Source organism: Actinoalloteichus hoggarensis (genome assembly GCF_002234535.1).
Taxonomy (GTDB): domain Bacteria; phylum Actinomycetota; class Actinomycetes; order Mycobacteriales; family Pseudonocardiaceae; genus Actinoalloteichus_A; species Actinoalloteichus_A hoggarensis.
In genome coordinates, this window is the sequence record NZ_CP022521.1 from 2681035 (window position 1) to 2697871 (window position 16837).

The 16837-nt window shown below is 71.5% G+C and carries 16 protein-coding genes and 1 pseudogene; 9 read left to right on the forward strand and 8 right to left on the reverse strand.

What is annotated here, in order from left to right:
* Positions 1-138: 138 nt before the first annotated feature.
* The gene (locus tag AHOG_RS11815; protein ID WP_184450832.1) at positions 139-618 is read left to right on the forward strand and encodes a GbsR/MarR family transcriptional regulator; all 480 of its coding nucleotides are present in this window, start codon (positions 139-141) and stop codon (positions 616-618) included.
* 34 nt (positions 619-652) lie between these two features.
* Here the strand turns inward: AHOG_RS11815 and AHOG_RS11820 are convergent, their stop codons facing one another.
* The 4 genes from AHOG_RS11820 to mptB are packed head-to-tail and all read right to left on the reverse strand — an operon-like array spanning position 653 to position 5148.
* Positions 653-1654: a COX15/CtaA family protein gene (locus tag AHOG_RS11820; protein WP_245856702.1), complete on the reverse strand. Its 1002-nt coding sequence runs from the start codon at positions 1652-1654 to the stop codon at positions 653-655.
* 56 nt (positions 1655-1710) lie between these two features.
* Positions 1711-2508, reverse strand: coding sequence for an ABC transporter permease (locus AHOG_RS11825; RefSeq protein ID WP_376700026.1), 798 nt, complete (start codon positions 2506-2508; stop codon positions 1711-1713).
* Positions 2505-3437: an ABC transporter ATP-binding protein gene (locus AHOG_RS11830; RefSeq protein ID WP_093941404.1), complete on the reverse strand. Its 933-nt coding sequence runs from the start codon at positions 3435-3437 to the stop codon at positions 2505-2507. Before AHOG_RS11830 ends, AHOG_RS11825 begins: the two co-directional genes overlap by 4 nt.
* 16 nt (positions 3438-3453) lie before the next feature.
* Complete coding sequence (gene mptB / locus AHOG_RS11835) at positions 3454-5148, reverse strand: polyprenol phosphomannose-dependent alpha 1,6 mannosyltransferase MptB (RefSeq protein ID WP_169725933.1); 1695 nt, start codon at positions 5146-5148, stop codon at positions 3454-3456.
* A 507-nt stretch (positions 5149-5655) separates the two neighbouring features.
* Between mptB and AHOG_RS11840 the strand changes: the two genes are divergently transcribed.
* The 8 genes from AHOG_RS11840 to AHOG_RS11875 all read left to right on the forward strand — a co-directional run bounded on the left by AHOG_RS11840 (position 5656) and on the right by AHOG_RS11875 (position 12571).
* Complete coding sequence (locus AHOG_RS11840; RefSeq protein WP_093944383.1) at positions 5656-6432, forward strand: helix-turn-helix transcriptional regulator; 777 nt, start codon at positions 5656-5658, stop codon at positions 6430-6432.
* On the forward strand, positions 6429-7898 hold the full coding sequence (sufB, locus tag AHOG_RS11845; protein ID WP_093941405.1) for a Fe-S cluster assembly protein SufB: 1470 nt from the start codon (positions 6429-6431) through the stop codon (positions 7896-7898). The genes AHOG_RS11840 and sufB overlap by 4 nt, the downstream gene beginning before the upstream one ends.
* Before the next feature lies 1 nt (position 7899).
* Positions 7900-9096 carry a Fe-S cluster assembly protein SufD gene (gene sufD, locus AHOG_RS11850; protein WP_093941406.1) on the forward strand — a complete coding sequence of 399 codons (1197 nt, stop codon included), beginning with the start codon at positions 7900-7902 and terminating at the stop codon, positions 9094-9096.
* The gene (locus AHOG_RS11855; protein ID WP_093941407.1) at positions 9093-9428 is read left to right on the forward strand and encodes a non-heme iron oxygenase ferredoxin subunit; all 336 of its coding nucleotides are present in this window, start codon (positions 9093-9095) and stop codon (positions 9426-9428) included. The genes sufD and AHOG_RS11855 overlap by 4 nt, the downstream gene beginning before the upstream one ends.
* A gap of 60 nt (positions 9429-9488) precedes the next feature.
* Entirely contained in the window at positions 9489-10259 is a 771-nt protein-coding gene (gene sufC, locus AHOG_RS11860; RefSeq protein ID WP_093941408.1) for a Fe-S cluster assembly ATPase SufC, read from the forward strand.
* A 122-nt stretch (positions 10260-10381) separates the two neighbouring features.
* On the forward strand, positions 10382-11692 hold the full coding sequence (locus AHOG_RS11865) for a cysteine desulfurase (RefSeq protein WP_093944384.1): 1311 nt from the start codon (positions 10382-10384) through the stop codon (positions 11690-11692).
* A gap of 1 nt (position 11693) precedes the next feature.
* Positions 11694-12155: a Fe-S cluster assembly sulfur transfer protein SufU gene (gene sufU, locus AHOG_RS11870; protein ID WP_093941409.1), complete on the forward strand. Its 462-nt coding sequence runs from the start codon at positions 11694-11696 to the stop codon at positions 12153-12155.
* Positions 12152-12571: a metal-sulfur cluster assembly factor gene (locus tag AHOG_RS11875; protein WP_093941410.1), complete on the forward strand. Its 420-nt coding sequence runs from the start codon at positions 12152-12154 to the stop codon at positions 12569-12571. Before sufU ends, AHOG_RS11875 begins: the two co-directional genes overlap by 4 nt.
* Before the next feature lie 50 nt (positions 12572-12621).
* On the opposite strand, the gene AHOG_RS11880 is transcribed toward AHOG_RS11875, so the two are convergent.
* The 4 genes and pseudogenes from AHOG_RS11880 to AHOG_RS11895 all read right to left on the reverse strand — a co-directional run bounded on the left by AHOG_RS11880 (position 12622) and on the right by AHOG_RS11895 (position 16711).
* Positions 12622-12921: a DUF397 domain-containing protein gene (locus tag AHOG_RS11880; protein ID WP_093941411.1), complete on the reverse strand. Its 300-nt coding sequence runs from the start codon at positions 12919-12921 to the stop codon at positions 12622-12624.
* A gap of 98 nt (positions 12922-13019) precedes the next feature.
* Positions 13020-13541 (reverse strand): annotated as a pseudogene (locus AHOG_RS30490) (DUF5753 domain-containing protein); the annotation flags it as partial.
* 168 nt (positions 13542-13709) lie between these two features.
* A complete protein-coding gene (locus AHOG_RS11890; RefSeq protein ID WP_245856703.1) occupies positions 13710-15443 on the reverse strand; it encodes a GGDEF domain-containing protein in 1734 nt (577 codons plus the stop codon).
* The gene (locus tag AHOG_RS11895) at positions 15440-16711 is read right to left on the reverse strand and encodes a lycopene cyclase family protein (RefSeq protein ID WP_093941413.1); all 1272 of its coding nucleotides are present in this window, start codon (positions 16709-16711) and stop codon (positions 15440-15442) included. Before AHOG_RS11895 ends, AHOG_RS11890 begins: the two co-directional genes overlap by 4 nt.
* Positions 16712-16837: the final 126 nt, after the last annotated feature.

Genomic DNA, 16837 nt, shown 5'->3' on the forward strand with positions numbered 1-16837 from the left:
GCCGTCTCCGTCGCCCTCTCGGCCGCCGATCCGATGTCGGGATCGGGTCGTATCCTTCGCGCGCTTGTCAGTCGATCATTCAGGTACTACGGTTACTTCAGTGTAAAATGAAGTTGATCCCAGTCGAGGGAGCAGTCGATGACCGAGCGCGGAACGTACTCCACTCCGGCGGCGAACTGGATCGAGCGGGTGGCGGCCTTCTACGTCGAAGAGGGGATGCCCCTGATCGCGGGCCGCATCCTCGGCTACCTGCTGATCTGCGACCCGCCGGAGCGCACGGCCGCCGAACTGGCCGCCGCGGTGGACGCCAGCAGCGGCTCGGTGAGCACCAACATCCGACTGCTCGCCCGCGCCGGTCTGGTGAGCAAGACGACTCGCCGAGGCAGGGAGGCGGCCCTCTACCGGCTGGAGGAACATCGCTGGCCGGGCTTCGTCCAAGACCGTTTCGACCGCGTCGCCCGCGCCCGTGACCTCACCAAGGAGGGGCTGCGGCTGCTGTCGGGCAATTCGCAGCGGGCAGCGCGCCTCCGCGAGGTCAGTGAGTTCTACGACTGGCTCACCGACCAGCTGCCGGAGCTGTGGACTCGCTGGGAGGCCGAGCGCCGTACCCGACGCTGAACGGGCGGCCGGCCCGAGGCGACCGACGAGGCGGTCAGCCGGTGGACGCGAACTCGCCGCGACGGCCGGTCGGCTTCCGGTTCGGGCGGGCCGCGTCGAACGCGGCGGGTGCCGGGCCGCGGTCGCGCAGAGTCGTCCAGAGCCAGGCACAGGCCACCACGACGAGTGCGGCGCCGAGGACGTGCAGCGTGACCAGCACCTCGGGCACCCCGGTCCAGTACTGGACCATGCCGATCGCGCCCTGTGCCAGCACGACGCCGAGCAGCCACCAGTAGCCGCGCCACGCCCGCGCGGGCGCTTCCACGGCACGGAAGATGAAGGCCAGGGCGATGAGCATGCCGAGGAAGAGGAACAGCAGCTCGGCGTGCACCTGCGCCAGCACGTCGATCGGCAGATCGAGGCGGGGCGTGTTCGGGTCGCCCGCGTGCGGGCCCGCCGCCGTGACCAGCGTGCCCATGATGATCAGTGCGGCGAGGACTCCGGTGGCGACGCCCGCGAGGTGCTGGATCGCGGCGGGAACCAGCCTGCGCGGCTCCCGATCACCCTCGTTCGCGGAACGCAGCATGATGACGGCCGTCCACACCAGGCACATCGACACGAGCAGGTGCGTCGCCACGGTCCACCAGGTCAGGTCCATCCAGACAGTGATGCCGCCGATGAGCGCCTGGAGCAGCGTCCCGGCCAGCGTGATCGCGGCGAGACGGACCACCCTCGGCCTGCGCGGCCGCAGCCCCAGCGCGCCGAGCAGACAGAGCAGCGCGACGGCGCCGATCCCGACCGACAGCAGCCGGTTGCCGAACTCGATCCACTGGGTGATGGCGTCCATCTCCGGGTGCGCCACGGGCACCATGCTGCCGGGATGACATTCCGGCCAGGCATCGCAGCCCAGACCGGAGCCGGTCACCCGGACGACCGAGCCGGTGACGGCGATGACGGTCTGACAGATCAGGTTGATCAGGAAGAGCAGCCGCATCACCCGCGATCCGACGTTCGGAAGCCGATCGGTCACACGGGAGGAGGCGTCTCGCTGCGGCACGGCATGCATCGTATGACCCGCCCCGAATCGGGCCGAACGCCGCCCCGCACGTCACGCTAGGTGAGCCTGGTGGTGCGAATCGCCAGCGCACCCGCCGCGACACCCCAGCCGAGGAGCACGGCGATCGGCTGCCAGCCGGGAGCGGCGCCCGCGGTCGTGGCCGAGATCATCCCCTCGGCGAAGGCGGCCGAGGGGAGCCAGGCCACGACCGAGGCGACTCCGTCCGGCAGGACGTCCAGCGGCACCACGACTCCGCCCGCCAGCAGCAGGGCGAACCAGACCGTGTTCGCCAGGGCCAGCACCACCTCGGCACGCAGCGAGCCGCCGAGCAGCACGCCGAGCGCGCCGAAGACGACGGTGCCGAGCACGAGGAGCAGCAGCAGGTAGCCGAGGCCCGCCGGAGTCGGTGACCAGCCCAGCAGCAGCGCGACGGCGCCCAGCACCACGAGTTGGACGGCGACCACGCCGAAGGTCGCCAGCACCCGCCCGCAGACCAGTGTCCACCGGGGCAGCGCCGTGGCGGCCAGCCGCTTGAGCACGCCGTAACGGCGATCGAAGCCGAGTGCGATGGCCTGTCCGGTGAACGCCGTCGACATCACCGCCAGCGCCAGGATGCGCGGGGCGAGCGCGTCGATGCGCGGCTCGTCGAGCTCGATGACCTCCAGGGTGCTCAGCCCGATGAGCAGCGCGAGCGGGATCAGCAGCGTGAGCAGCAGGTTCTCGCCGTGCCGCAGGGTCAGCATCAGCTCGGTCCTCGCCTGGACCAGCAGCATCCGACGAAGGTTTCCCCGTCCCGGATCGGGGCGGAAGCTGCCCGGGGCGAACCGGGCGGCGGGGCTGGCGGTCTCGGTCACGAGCGAAGTTCCCGTCCGGTCAGTTCGAGGAAGACCTCTTCCAGGCTGCGACGGGCCAGCCGCATGTCCTGGGCGAACACCTCATGGCGGGCGCACCACGCGGCCACGGTCGAGGCCACCTGCGGGTCGATCCTGCCGCACACGGCGTACTCGCCCGCGCTGATCTCCTGGGCGGTGCAGCCGTCGGGCAGCGCGGTCGTCAGCAGCGCCAGATCGAGCCCGGCGCGTGATCGGAAACGCAGTCGCTGATCGTCCTCGCTGGTCAGCTCGGCGGGGCTGCCCTCGGCCACGACGGCACCGCCGTCCACGATCACCACTCGGTCGGCCAGCCGCTCGGCCTCGTCCATCAGGTGTGTGGTGAGCAGCACACTGACCCCGTCGGAGCGCAGCGCCTCGATCAGCTCCCACACCAGGTGCCTGCTCTGCGGGTCCAGTCCCGCCGTCGGCTCGTCGAGGAACACCAGCTCGGGCCTGCCGACCAGCGCGCACGCCAGGGAGAGACGCTGCTGCTGGCCGCCGGAGAGCCGTTTGAACGGGGTGCGCCGGGCGCTGTCCAGCCCGAGGGTCGTCAACAGCCAGGAGACGTCGAGCGGACGCGCCGCGCAGGAGGCGACCAGACGCAGCATCTCCTCGGCGCGGACGCCGGGATACGCCCCGCCGCCCTGCGGCATCACCCCGACACGCGGCCGGAGCGCGTTCGCGTCGGCGATCGGGTCCAGGCCCAGCACGCGCACCCGGCCCGAATCGGGCCGTTGGAAGCCTTCGCAGATCTCGACGGTGGTGGTCTTGCCCGCGCCGTTGGGACCCAGCAGCGCCAGCACCCGACCTCGGTCGAGCCGCAGGCTCAGTCCGTCGATCGCCACGGTGGAGCGGAACCGCTTGGCCAGCTTCTCGACCTCGACGGCGGGCTGGTCGGCGGTGGTGGTCACGACGCTGGAGACTAGCTCAATGAGGTGGCGCGGCCGGATGCAGCAGCGGCTCACGCGGGGGAACGTGCTTGCGCATCGCGAACATCGCAGGCAGGAACACCACCACCGCGGCGATCATGGCCTGCGCCACCACGTAGACGCGGCTGTCGAATCCGGAGCCGGTCGGGGCCACCAACAGCGCCACCACGGCGGAGTACGCGGTGGCGGTGAGTCGGAATCGCAGCCGGGTGCTCGACGCGGCGAGCGGGATCGCGGCCCAAAGCAGATACCAGGGGTGCAGCACGGGGCCGAGGAGGACCACCGAGCCGAGCCCCGCGCCGAGCCCGGCCAGCGGCTCGATCCGACCGCGGAAGGCCGACCAGAGCAGCCGGGCGCAGATCGTCGCCGCGAGGCTGTAGCCGATCGCCCTGGCCAGGGAGATCACCGCGTCCGTGTGGTCGCCGACGCCGAGCAGGATGCCCAGTCCGGCGCTGGTCTGGCTCACGGCGGTCACCGGGGACAGCCAGCTGCGCACCGAGCCCGGCACGCTCAGCGCCTCGATCCAGCCGAAGCCCAGCGTGCTGCCCATCGAGACCCCCACCGTGACGGCGACGAACACGGCGGTGAAGGCGGTGGCGACACGCAGCAGGTCTGGAATGCGGCCGCCCTTGCGGCGGGCGACGATCGCACCGAGGAAGCCGAGGGCCAGCACCGCGGGAAGCTTGATCATGGCCGCCAGCGAGATCAGCACCGCGCCCGCCCAGACCGAGCGAGCCAGGGCGATCTCCAGACCCGCCATCATCAGGCCGATCATGAGCGCCTCGTTGTGGATGCCGCTGACGAGGTGGAACAGCAGCAGCGGGTTGGCCGCGCCGAGCCAGAGCGCGTAGACGGGCTGCACGCCGCAGCGGCGGGCCAGCCGGGGCAGGGCCCAGACGATCAGCGCGAAGCCCGCCAATGCGAGCACGCGGTGCAGCAGGATGCCCGCGACGACGTTGTCCGAGGCGACGGCCGTGATGCCTCGGGACAGGAACAGGAACAGCGGCTGGTAGGGAGCGGGGGTCTCCCGCCAGATGTTGGTGACGCCCCTGGTCAACGGGTCGTCGACGCCGAGCGCGGTGGCGGGGCCGAGCTCGTAGGGGTCCATGCCGCGCGCGGCGATCTCGCTCTGGGCCAGGTAGCTGTAGACGTCCCGGCTGAACATCGGCGGCGCCACGACGAAGGGCAGCGTCCACATCACCAGCGTGCGGTCCATCTGGCTGCGCGACAGCAGTCGTTCGCGGCCGGGTCTGGCGAGTCTGCCCAGCCACAGCCACGAGGCCACCAGCATGATCATTCCGGTGTAGGTGACCGCGAGGGCGACCGTGGGCATCCGCGACAGCAGCCCGAGGAAGCGGACTCCGGAGACGGGGTTGATCACCGGCGCGGCGCCCGCGCCCAACGCGCCGACGGCCATCAGCAGGGCGGCGACGGTGCCGAAGCGGCGGACCGCGTCGAGGCTGCGATGCTCGTCGGCGTTCAGGGCTTCCGGCGGTCCGGCGGGGCGGTCGGTCTTCGTCGAGTCGGCCTCCGCGACGTCGGCCGGGTTCTCGTCGTCCCCGCCGGGGTCCGGGTCGCGGTGCCTGCCCGCCTTCGCGGCGGCCGGCTCGGACGTCGTCGGCGGATCGGTCGCCTGCCCCTCGTCGCCTGATCCACTGCTGATCGCCTGACCGCCGATCGCCTCGCCCGACATCACGGGGCAGAAGGGTAGCCGTGACGGAGTGTCGGCGGACGCCGGATGGGGCAAGTTCCGCGGCGCGTCGGGAATTCGGCGGCCGTTCGCCGCGTGACGGGCCGTCGGCGTCGCGTGCCGGGGCCGGGCTCGCTCCCGACGGAGGCGTTCGAGGTCGACATCGTCCGCGATCACGGGTCGGTTCGCCGCCGCGCCGCCAGGGGCGGGAGCAAGGAGGGCGGGAGAGGCTCATGTGCCCTCGTGCGGCACGCGGGCAGGCGTGGCGTGCGCCCCGCCGTGATGACGCTCACCCCGACGGACCTGCTGGTTGATCGCCCGGACGAATTAGGTAACATTCGCGTTGTGGAATTCGTCGGGTCGCCCGCTGGGGCTGCGAACGACGCCGAGCACCCTATCCCGGTGCCCGGCGCGGTCCAGCACGCACGGTCGGTCCACGGCGAGGCGGACGACATCGCCGCCGAGACGGGCAGGCCCGAGTCCTCGGAGACGTCGCCCGCGTCGACCCAGGTGACGGCCCCCGCCTCGGCCACATCCTCCTCCGAGGGGCGAACCCGTCACACCGTGGCCAGACTGCTCCTCGAGCACGGGCCCGCCACCGCCGCCGCCATCGCCGAGGAACTGGGCCTGGGGCAGGCGGCGGTGCGTCGGCACCTCGACGCGATGATCGCCGACGGGCAGGCCTGCACCAGGCAGGCTCCCCGCGGCCCGCGCGGCCGAGGCAGGCCCGCCCGGCTCTACCTGCTCACCGAGGCGGGACGCACCCGATTCGGTCACGCTTACGACGACCTGGCGGTCGCCGCGCTGCGGTTCCTCGGCGAGCACGTCGGGGAACAGGCCGTGACGGCCTTCGCCCGGCAACGGGTGGCCGAACTGGTCGACCGGCACCGGGGCGCGGTGTCCGCCGCGCCCGACCCCGCGACGCGCGCCGAAGCACTCGCCGAGGCGCTCACCCGTGAGGGTTACGCTTCCTCGACCCGCCGCGTCGGGTCGGGGGAGCAGCTCTGCCAGCATCACTGTCCCGTGGCGCATGTCGCGGCGGAGTTCCCGCAGCTCTGCGAGGCCGAGACGGCGTTGTTCGCCGACCTGCTCGGCACCCACGTTCAGCGACTGGCCACCATCGCTCGCGGTGATGCGGCGTGCACCACGCACGTTCCGCTCGTCGAACGAGCGGCGGAGCACAGCGATCGGCCGGAATCCCCCGGCAGATCGACCGCCCGTCTGGTGCCCGCTCCCGCGACACCAGTTCAGACCGCCCCGAATCCGGATGGAGGGGAACCCGCATGACTGCCGCTGCCGAGCAGCGAACACCCACCACTGCGCCGACCGCAACGGGCCAGCAGCCGCTGACCCAGGAGGAGACGCTGGCCACTCTCGGCAACTACGAGTACGGCTGGGCCGACTCCGACGACGCGGGCACCAGCGCTCGCCGAGGTCTGAACGAGGACGTGGTCCGGGACATCTCGGCCAAGAAGAGCGAGCCGGACTGGATGCTCCAGACCCGGCTCAAGGGGCTGAGCCTGTTCGACCGCAAGCCGATGCCGAACTGGGGCGCCGACCTCTCCGGAATCGACTTCGACAAGATCAAGTACTTCGTGCGCTCCACGGAGAAGCAGGCCACCAGCTGGGAGGACCTGCCCGCCGACATCAAGAACACCTATGACCGGCTGGGCATCCCCGAGGCGGAGAAGCAGCGTCTGGTCGCGGGCGTCGCGGCTCAGTACGAGTCCGAGGTCGTCTACCACAAGATCCGGGAGGACCTGGAGGAGCAGGGCGTCATCTTCCTGGACACCGACACCGGTCTGCGGGAGCACCCCGAGCTGTTCCAGGAGTACTTCGGCTCGGTGATCCCCGCCGGGGACAACAAGTTCTCCGCGCTCAACGCGGCGGTCTGGTCTGGCGGCTCGTTCATCTACGTGCCGAAGGGCGTGCACGTGGACATCCCGCTGCAGGCCTACTTCCGGATCAACACCGAGAACATGGGCCAGTTCGAGCGGACGCTGATCATCGTCGACGAGGGTGCCTACGTGCACTACGTCGAGGGCTGCACGGCGCCGATCTACAGCTCGGACTCGCTGCACTCCGCGGTCGTGGAGATCATCGTGAAGAAGGGCGGTCGTTGTCGCTACACGACCATCCAGAACTGGTCGAACAACGTCTACAACCTGGTCACCAAGCGCGCCAAGGCCGAAGAGGGCGCGACCATGGAGTGGATCGACGGCAACATCGGATCCAAGGTCACGATGAAGTACCCGTCGGTCTACCTGATGGGGGAGCACGCCAAGGGCGAGGTGCTCTCGATCGCCTTCGCGGGCGAGGGCCAGCACCAGGACGCGGGCGCCAAGATGACCCATCTCGCCCCGCACACCTCCTCCACCATCGTCTCCAAGTCGGTGGCCAGGGGCGGCGGACGCACCTCCTACCGAGGTCTGGTGCGGGTGAACAAGGGCGCGCACCACTCCAAGTCCACCGTCAAGTGCGACGCGCTGCTGGTCGACACGATCAGCCGCTCCGACACCTATCCCTACGTCGACGTCCGCGAGGACGACGTGGCGATGGGGCACGAGGCGACGGTGTCCAAGGTCAGCGACGATCAGCTCTTCTACCTGATGTCGCGCGGTCTCACCGAGGACGAGGCGATGGCCATGGTGGTGCGCGGGTTCGTCGAGCCCATCGCGCGCGAGCTGCCCATGGAATACGCGCTGGAACTGAACCGCCTGATCGAGCTGCAGATGGAAGGGGCCGTCGGCTGAGATGGCGACACCTACTCACACCACGGACGTCACGCCGGGCGTCGCGGGCAAGGCCCACTCGCACGGCGGACCGGTGATCCCGCAGTCCTCCAGGGGCGAGCGGTTCACCTCCTACGACGTGGCCGCCTTCGAGGTCCCCGGCGGTCGCGAAGAGGACTGGCGGTTCACGCCGCTGCGCAGGCTCGCGGGCCTGCACGACGGATCGGCGGCGGGCGACGGCCGCATCACCGTCGAGGTCACGGCCGAGGCGCCGGTGACGGTGGAGACCGTGGACCGCGGCGACTCCCGTCTCGGCGACGGCGGTGTGCCCGCCGACCGGGTGGCCGCGCAGGCCTGGTCCGGCTTCGCCGAGGCCACGGTGGTCACCGTCCCCCGGGACGCGCGCCCCACCGATCCGATCACCGTCACGGTGACCGGCCCCGGCGAGGGCCGGAGCGCCTACGGGCACGTGCAGCTGCGGGCCGAGGCCTTCGCCGAGGCCACGGTCGTGCTCGACTACCGGGGCTCCGGTGCGCTGGCCGACAACGTGGAGATCGTGGTCGGCGACTCCGCTCGGCTGGTCGTCGTCGCCGTGCACGACTGGGCGGCCGACGCCGTCCACGTCGGCGCGCAGCACGCGGCGCTGGGCCGCGACGCCACCCTGCGGCACTTCGCGATCACACTGGGCGGCGACCTGGTGCGCATCGCCTCCACCGTCACCTACCGGGAGCGGGGCGGCGACGCGGAGCTGCTGGGGGTGTACTTCGCGGACGCCGAGCAGCACCTGGAGCACCGACTGCTGGTCGACCACGCGGTGCCCAACTGCCGCAGCAACGTGGTCTACAAGGGCGCGTTGCAGGGCGAGGGCGCCCACACCGTGTGGATCGGCGACGTGCTGATCCGGGCGGCGGCGGAGGCGACCGAGACCTTCGAGCTGAACCGCAACCTGATCCTCACCGACGGCGCCCGCGCCGACTCGGTGCCCAACCTGGAGATCGAGACCGGGGAGATCCAGGGCGCGGGCCACGCCAGCGCCACGGGCCGGTTCGACGACGAGCAGCTGTTCTACCTCCAGGCCAGGGGCATCCCGGTCGAGATCGCCCGCAGGCTCGTCGTCCGGGGCTTCTTCGGCGAGATCCTCCAGAAGATTCGCGTTCCGGAGGTCCGCGAGCGGCTGGAGGCGGCGATCGAGGCCGAGCTGGCGGCGGTCGGCACATGACGATGACCCCGGTGTGCGAGGTGGCGGGCCTGGCCGAGCGGACGCCCGTCCGGGTGCAGGCCGACGGCGTCCCCGTCGTCCTGGTGAAGGACGGTGAGCGGGTGCACGCCCTGCACGACGTGTGCTCCCACGCCGAGGTGGCGCTCTCCGAGGGAGAGCTGGTCACCCGGCGCGGCGGGCTCGCCCTGGAGTGCTGGCTGCACGGCTCCTGCTTCGACCTGCGCACCGGGGCGCCGACCGGTCTGCCCGCCACCGATCCGGTGGCGGTGTTCCCGGCCGAGATCAACGAGGGCTGGGTCCACGTCGACCCGGCCGTCCGGGTCGCGGGCTGACCTCGCGCCCTGCCCGGACCCTTCCCAGACTTCACCGCGAGACCAGGAGAACGAAGACCGATGGCCACTCTGGAAATCAAGGATCTGCACGTCTCGGTGTCCACCGACGACGAGCCCAAGGAGATCCTCAAGGGCGTCGACCTGACGGTGCGTGCGGGCGAGACTCACGCGATCATGGGGCCGAACGGCTCCGGCAAGTCCACCCTCGCCTACGCCGTCGCAGGCCACCCGAAGTACGAGGTCACCTCGGGCTCGGTGCTGCTGGACGGCGAGGAGGTGCTGGAGATGTCCGTCGACGAGCGGGCACGCGCAGGCCTCTTCCTGGCCATGCAGTACCCGGTCGAGGTCCCCGGTGTGTCGATGTCGAACTTCCTGCGCTCGGCCGCCACGGCGGTCCGGGGCGAGGCCCCCAAGATCCGGCACTGGGTCAAGGAGGTCAAGGAGGCGATGACGGACCTCGACATCGACCCGTCCTTCGCCGAGCGCAGCGTCAACGAGGGCTTCTCCGGCGGTGAGAAGAAGCGGCACGAGATCCTCCAGCTCGACCTGCTGAAGCCGAAGTTCGCGATCCTCGACGAGACCGACTCCGGCCTGGACGTCGACGCGCTGCGGGTCGTCTCCGACGGCGTCAACCGCTACACCGCGGGCGGCGAGCGGGGTGTACTGCTGATCACCCACTACACCCGCATCCTCAAGCACATCGCGCCCGACCACGTGCACGTGTTCGCGGGCGGCCGGATCGTGGAGTCGGGCGGCGCGGAGCTGGCCGACCAGCTGGAGCGGGACGGCTACGTGCGGTTCACCGGCAGCAAGGAGACCGCCGCCGTCTGATGTCGTCGTCCTCGTCCTCCGCCGCGGGCGAACGCGGCGAGCGGAGGACGAGAACACGGCAGGGCAGGAACGGCAGGCGCGGGAGACGGGCGAGGATCGTGACACAGAAGGAGGCGGCGGCCATGGCGACCACGGCGACACCGCTGGACATCGCGAGCATCAAGGCTGACTTCCCGATCCTCGCCCGCACGGTGCGGGACGGGAAGCCGCTGGTCTACCTCGACTCGGGCGCCACCTCGCAGCGTCCCCGTCAGGTGCTCGACGCGGAGCGGGCGTTCCTGGAGAGTTCCAACGCGGCGGTGCACCGGGGCGCGCATCAGCTCGCGGAGGAGGCCACCGACGCCTACGAGTCGGCCAGGGCCCGCATCGCGGCCTTCGTCGGCGTCGGCGACGACGAGGTGGTGTTCACCAAGAACGCCACCGAGGGCGTCAACCTCGTCGCCTACGCGATGGGCAACGCGGCGACGGCGGGACCGGAGGCGCAGCGCTTCCGCCTCGGCCCCGGCGACGAGGTCGTGGTGACCGAGATGGAGCACCACGCCAACCTCGTGCCCTGGCAGCAGCTCTGCGCCAGGACCGGCGCGACGCTGAAGTGGTTCGGCGTCACCGACGAGGGCAGGCTCGACCTCTCCGACGCCGACACGATGATCACCGAGCGGACCAGGGTCGTCGCCTTCACTCACCAGTCCAACGTGCTGGGCACGGTCAATCCGGTGGCGGAGCTGGTGGCACTGTCTCGTCGGGTGGGCGCCCTGACCGTGCTCGACGCCTGCCAGTCCGTGCCGCACGCCGCAGTCGACCTGCGCGCGCTGGACGTGGACTTCGCCGTGTTCAGCGGCCACAAGATGCTCGGCCCGTCCGGGGTCGGCGTCCTGTACGGCAGGAGGGCGCTGCTGGCGGCGTTGCCGCCGTTCCTCACCGGCGGCTCGATGATCGAGACCGTCCGGATGGAGGCCTCGACCTTCGCTCCGGCGCCGCAGCGGTTCGAGGCGGGCGTGCCGATGACCTCGCAGGCGGTGGCGCTGGGCGCCGCGGTGGACTATCTGCGGGTGGTCGGCATGGACCGCGTCGCCGATCACGAGCGGACGCTGACGGAGGCCGCGCTGGCGGGCCTCGCCGACGTGCCGGGCGTGCGGATCGTCGGTCCGACCGACACCGTCGACCGGGGCGGGGCGGTCTCGTTCACCGTGGAGGACATCCACCCCCACGACGCCGGGCAGGTGCTGGACAGCCTCGGCATCGCGGTGCGGGTCGGACATCACTGTGCCTGGCCGCTGCATCGGCGGCTGGCCGTTCCCGCCTCCGTGCGGGCCAGCTTCTACCTGTACAACGACCTCTCCGACGTCGACGCGCTGGTGGCGGGCGTCCGGGAGGCCCGCCGGTTCTTCGGCGTCGACTCGGGCGGGATGACGTCGCCCGCGGGGGTGGCCTGACATGCAGCTGGACCAGATGTATCAGGAGATCATCCTCGACCATTACAAGAATCCGCACGGCCACGGCCTGCGGGAGCCGTTCGACGCCGAGTCGCACCAGGTCAACCCCATGTGCGGGGACGAGGTCACCCTGCGGGTCGCCCTGTCCGCGCACGACCCGGCCGCGACCGTCCTCGACGTCTCGTACGCTGGTCAGGGCTGCTCGATCAGCCAGGCCTCGACCTCGGTGCTGACCGACCTGGTCGTCGGCAGGCCCCTGCCCGAGGTGCTGGCGGTCTCGGAGGCGTTCCTGGAGCTGATGCAGGGACGTGGCAAGGTGGAACCCGACGAGGACGTCCTCGGCGACGGCATCGCCTTCGCCGGGGTGGCGAGATACCCGGCGCGGGTCAAGTGCGCGCTGCTGGGCTGGATGGCGTTCAAGGACGCGGTGAGCCGCGTCGTCGACGAGGTGAGGACAGCATGACCAGCGTGGCAGACCAGAACCCCGGCCAGGAGGCCGAGCAGGTGCAGCGCGGGGTCGAGGGACTCCCCGAGCCGCCCGCGCCCCGGGCCGACAAGCCGGAGATCGAGGACATCGAAGAGGCCATGCGCGACGTGGTCGACCCCGAACTGGGCATCAACGTCGTCGACCTCGGCCTGGTGTACGGCGTGACCGTCGACGAGTCCAACGTCGCGACCCTGGACATGACGCTGACGTCGGCGGCCTGTCCGCTGACCGACGTCATCGAGGATCAGACCAGGGCGGCGCTGACCGGCGGCTCCGGCGGCGGCCTCGTGGACGACGTCCGCATCAACTGGGTGTGGATGCCGCCGTGGGGCCCGGAGAAGATCACCGACGAGGGCCGTGAGCAGCTGCGTGCGCTCGGCTTCACGGTCTGAACAAGACCCCGTCTCGGGGTAGGGCGACTCCGGGGGGAGTCGCCGATCCATCACGGCCGGGCCCGATCGGGCCCGGCCGTGATGCTGTCCGGGGTCCGTTCCTGTCGGCGAGGAGCTCGGGAACAGTTCGCCCCGCCGTCTGCTCGACGTCCGTCGAAGCGGCCCGCCTTGATGGAGGCGAAGAAGTCAGCCGACTGGTCGGGCGTCAGGCATGGCTTTCCGCTACGAGGTGACGTGCTGTCGCGGACGGCATGGGCGTCGGCTGTGCAGGCCGATTCGACGCAGGTGCCGTTGTTCGCGCTCCGAGTGGACTTCCGCCAGCCGCCGCCGTGTCGAGTCGATGCGTGCATGGCGCGCTCCTCCGGACGTACTCAACCTCGATCATCGACCTGATCAAGGCGGATGACGGTGTGGGGCCGAGCGCGACATGCCGCGGGTTCTCCGCCACCAGGTTAGAGGAGTGCACCTGGTCGGGATCTTGAACGTGGACGGAGCCGTCGTGCAGCTCGGCATAGGCGATCGACCGTGCCTCCTCGAAGTCCAGGATGACGAACTGACCGGTCGTCGCGGTGTGCGGTCCGTCCTCAGGGCGGAGACCCTGTGTGGTCACATTGGGCAGGTCCGCCGTCCGCACCAGATGTCTGAGCTGATCCCGACGCACCTCCGGGGTACCGACCTTCAGGCGCGGGGCTGCTTCTCCGGTCACAGCGTGCAGGTGGAGCAGACGTTCGCCTTCACTGAGACGTGGTGCTCGTGCCGTGCGGAGGCCCACGAACCGTTCGCCGTGGTCAGCGCGCACTCTGGGTGTGTCTGTCGTGACGGTCTCCGCGTACGCCTCGGTCTGCAGCAGACCGGGGGCGATCAGTGGTTCGAAGACGAACTCTCGTTCTGCCGGTCCCTCAAGCCCGACGAAGGTCTTCAGCCAGTCGAGCGGGCACGAGGTTCGCCCATACCGCCCACCGGGTCGCATCGTCCGCGCGCCCGGCAAGGGACGTGATCCGGTCCGCTGCTCGGCACCGTGAAGCTTCAGCGGATCGCATGGCAGGCGGCTTATGCGACCCCGATATCACGCCGAGCGGCCGCAGGCGTGAAGACCGTGACGCCACCTGCTTCGCTGCAGGCGTCGCATACCCGCCCCTCAGCCGGTCGCCTGGCGGCGGGGCGGGTGGGCGCGCGTGGTGCCCTGCGGGGCGGTGGGCGGTGCCGTGCCGCGCAGCTCGTCGACCTGGTCGGAGGTGGAGCGGCCCACCACCCAGCTCGTGCCGAGCAGTCGCTTCGCCCGCGCCTTCAGCGGGGACAGCCTGCGGGAGGCGTCGTAGTGGTCGGCCACCGTCCCCGGCGCGCAGACCAGCGAGGCGAGCGACACGCTGACGGTCACGTCCTCGGCCTGTCGCCGGGCGTCCAGCACCTCGGCGCCCAGCGGCATGAGCTGATCCAGGTCGCAGACCACGAGGAAGTCGTCGCCGCCGACGTGCCCGACGAGGACTCCCGGCATGCCTGCGGCGAGGTCGGTCAGGTGCCTGCCCAGCGACCGGATCAGCTCGTCGCCCGCCGCGAAGCCGACGGTGTCGTTCACGCCCTTGAAGCCGTCGATGTCCAGCCAGCTCACCGTGAAGGCGTCGCCGTCCAGCAGACGCTGATCGATCTCGGCGGCGACCGTGTCGGTGCCCGGCAGTCGGGTCAGCGGATTCAGCGTGGCGGCCTGCTCGACCTTCAGCTCGGCGACGCCCCGGAAGAGGTCGCCCGCGCGGACGACGCCGAGGCAGCGGCCGGCCTCGTCGACCACCACGAGGTCGACGTACATCTGGTCCGGCCCGGAGTCGGCGACCAGGTCCAGCGCCTCCACCACGGTGTTGTGCGTGCCGACCAGTTTCGGCTCCTCCGCGAGCCGCAGTGCCTCCCGGCGGGCGTGCAACGCGTGTCCGTACGGGCCGGTGACGGCCAGCAGGAAGCGATTGCGGTCCACCAGTCGATGCGGCCTGCCCGTCGCGTCGAGCAGCACGACGCTGGTGCTGTCGGGGTGATCGGCGAAGACGACGCGCACCTCTTCGGCCGTCGCGGTGGTGGGCAGCGGCACCGCGGGCTGGAGGAAGTCGGTGATCCGCGGCCCGGCCGAGCGGGCCGCGATGCGGGGCGCCTGGATCTGGGACAGCTCCGAGAGCACCGAGGTCACGGCCAGCTGCGACATGGGCCTTCTGGAGGCGGGCGCGATCAGATCGCCCTGGACGAGCGCGATGCCCCCGGCCCGCAGCCGGGTGAGCTGGTCCTCGTTCTCGACGCCCTGGGCGACGAGCTGCACGCCGGACCGTTCGGCGAACAACGCCATCGACTCCAGGAAGTCGGCACGCTGCGGCACGGTGGCGAGGTCGACGGTGAGCGTGGCGTCGAGCTTGAGCATGTCGACGGCGCCCGCGGTGACGAGCTGCAGTGATGCGTCACCCTGGCCCAGTCCGTCGAGCGCCAGGCGATAGCCCCGGTCTCGCAGCCTGGCGAGGCCCTGTAACAGGGCCTCGTGGTCCAGCCGGTAGAACGGTGCTCCGACCTCCAGCGTCACCTGATGGGTCGGCCTGCCCCCCTCGGCCAGCGCCGCGTCCAGCTGGTCGAAGCGCTCCTGGTCGTAGGCGACGGTCCCGGCGAGCACGTTGAGGTGCAGCGGCAGCCGGGTACCGCCCGCCGCCGCCGCCGAGGCCGCGCCCACGGCGAGTTCGACGTCGAGCTCGGTGAGCCTGCGAGCCGCGACCGCCTGACGGAACAGCTCGCGCATCTCGCCCCCGTGCGGCCGGGGCAGGGCCTCAAGCGCGACGATTCCGCCGGTGGCGAGGTTGACCAGCGGCTGGAAGGCGAAGCGCACGTTCTGCGGCGGCGCGGTCACCTGGTCATGCTCCCCCCTGTGCGAGATCCGAGACGAGAGGTTCTTCCCTTCCCGGTTGTATCTTCGGTCACACCGAGTGGCGCCGGGTCGACGAGGTCGGCACGGCCCGCCGGAGTCGGCCGCCCGCCGCCCATCAGCCGCCGTCGGATCGGCGGCGATGCCGACGACAGCAGGGCGGTCATCGCCCGCGCGGTGCCCGTCACGTCCTCCCGACCGGAGAGGTATGCGGCGCGCAGCTCCGGGGGCAGTCCGAAGAACGCGCCGAAGAACGCGGCGCACTCCTCCTGATCGAGCGTGAGCAGCACCTTCAGACCATAGCGCCGCAGCGCGAGCACGACGCTCGCCTGAACGGGCCAGATCGCGCGATGCGCGGCCCGGACGGCGGGGGCCGGCCCGTGTCGGAGCCGTGCCGCCAGTGCGCGGGCCGCTGTCGGGGCCAGGCGCAGCGTGGCGGCAAGCCCGTAACCGGTCGCGGGATGGCCGAGCCCGGCCGCCGCGCCGAAGCTCAGGACCCGACCGGGTCCACGGGGCACCTGGTCGAGGTCGATCCAGACCCGTTCCCGCCGCAGCGCCCTCCCGGCGTCGACGCCGTGTCCGGTCAGCCGGGCGGCCAGCCGCCGCCGCAGTGCGCCCGGCGAGGCGGCAGGGCTGCCCGCGAGGCAGGTCTCCTCGATCAGCACCTCGCCGGCGCCCACCGGCACGGCGTAGCAGAAGCTCGGCGGCAGGCCGGTCCGCTCGGCGGGGTCCGCGGCCCGCCAGTCCATGAACATCGCCTCGTCGGCCCCGAGGTAGGGCCGGGCGGCCTCGGCGGGCAGGACGAGCCCGTAGGCCGTCTGGGCCGTGACGGGACGCCCGGTGCGGCGGCGGGCGCCCGCCGCGTCGACCAGCAGCCGGGCCGCCAGACTCGTCCCGTCGGCCAGCCGGACGTGCGTTCCGTGTCGATGATGGTCGACGCCGTGCACCCGCCCGCGCCGCAGCGTGATCTCGGGCCGGGCCAGCTCGGCACGCAGCGCGGCGTCGTCGAGCACGCAGTACTCCCGGTCGTCCAGCCGACGTCGGATGCCTGCGACGACCGCGGCGCCGGGTGCGCGGGCCGCCACGAGACGGTCGGGCAGGCCGGGAAGCTCGTCGCGCCACAGACCGTAGGTGGCACGCCACCGCCGATGCGGCGCCGGATCGACCACCGTGACCGACAGACCGGCGTCCACGCAGGCCGCGGCCAGCGCCAGCCCGGCCGGACCGGCCCCCGCGACGACGACATCGACCACGCTCCCATGCCTACCAGGCACCGCCGCCACCTGACGAACGGACCTGATCCGGTCCGCGTCCGCTCGCCGACGATCGCGGTCGGCGGATGCCTGCGGGCTCGGCCGGAACCGGTCGACCGGCGGCCG

Coding starts and splice junctions, on each gene's coding strand:
- AHOG_RS11815 (WP_184450832.1), top strand. CDS start 139: ATGACCGAGCGCGGAACGTACTCCACTCCGGCGGCGAACTGGATCGAG.
- mptB (WP_169725933.1), bottom strand. CDS start 5,148: ATGTCGGGCGAGGCGATCGGCGGTCAGGCGATCAGCAGTGGATCAGGC.
- sufB (WP_093941405.1), top strand. CDS start 6,429: ATGACTGCCGCTGCCGAGCAGCGAACACCCACCACTGCGCCGACCGCA.
- sufD (WP_093941406.1), top strand. CDS start 7,900: ATGGCGACACCTACTCACACCACGGACGTCACGCCGGGCGTCGCGGGC.
- AHOG_RS11855 (WP_093941407.1), top strand. CDS start 9,093: ATGACGATGACCCCGGTGTGCGAGGTGGCGGGCCTGGCCGAGCGGACG.
- sufC (WP_093941408.1), top strand. CDS start 9,489: ATGGCCACTCTGGAAATCAAGGATCTGCACGTCTCGGTGTCCACCGAC.
- AHOG_RS11865 (WP_093944384.1), top strand. CDS start 10,382: ATGGCGACCACGGCGACACCGCTGGACATCGCGAGCATCAAGGCTGAC.
- sufU (WP_093941409.1), top strand. CDS start 11,694: ATGCAGCTGGACCAGATGTATCAGGAGATCATCCTCGACCATTACAAG.
- AHOG_RS11875 (WP_093941410.1), top strand. CDS start 12,152: ATGACCAGCGTGGCAGACCAGAACCCCGGCCAGGAGGCCGAGCAGGTG.
- AHOG_RS11880 (WP_093941411.1), bottom strand. CDS start 12,921: ATGCACGCATCGACTCGACACGGCGGCGGCTGGCGGAAGTCCACTCGG.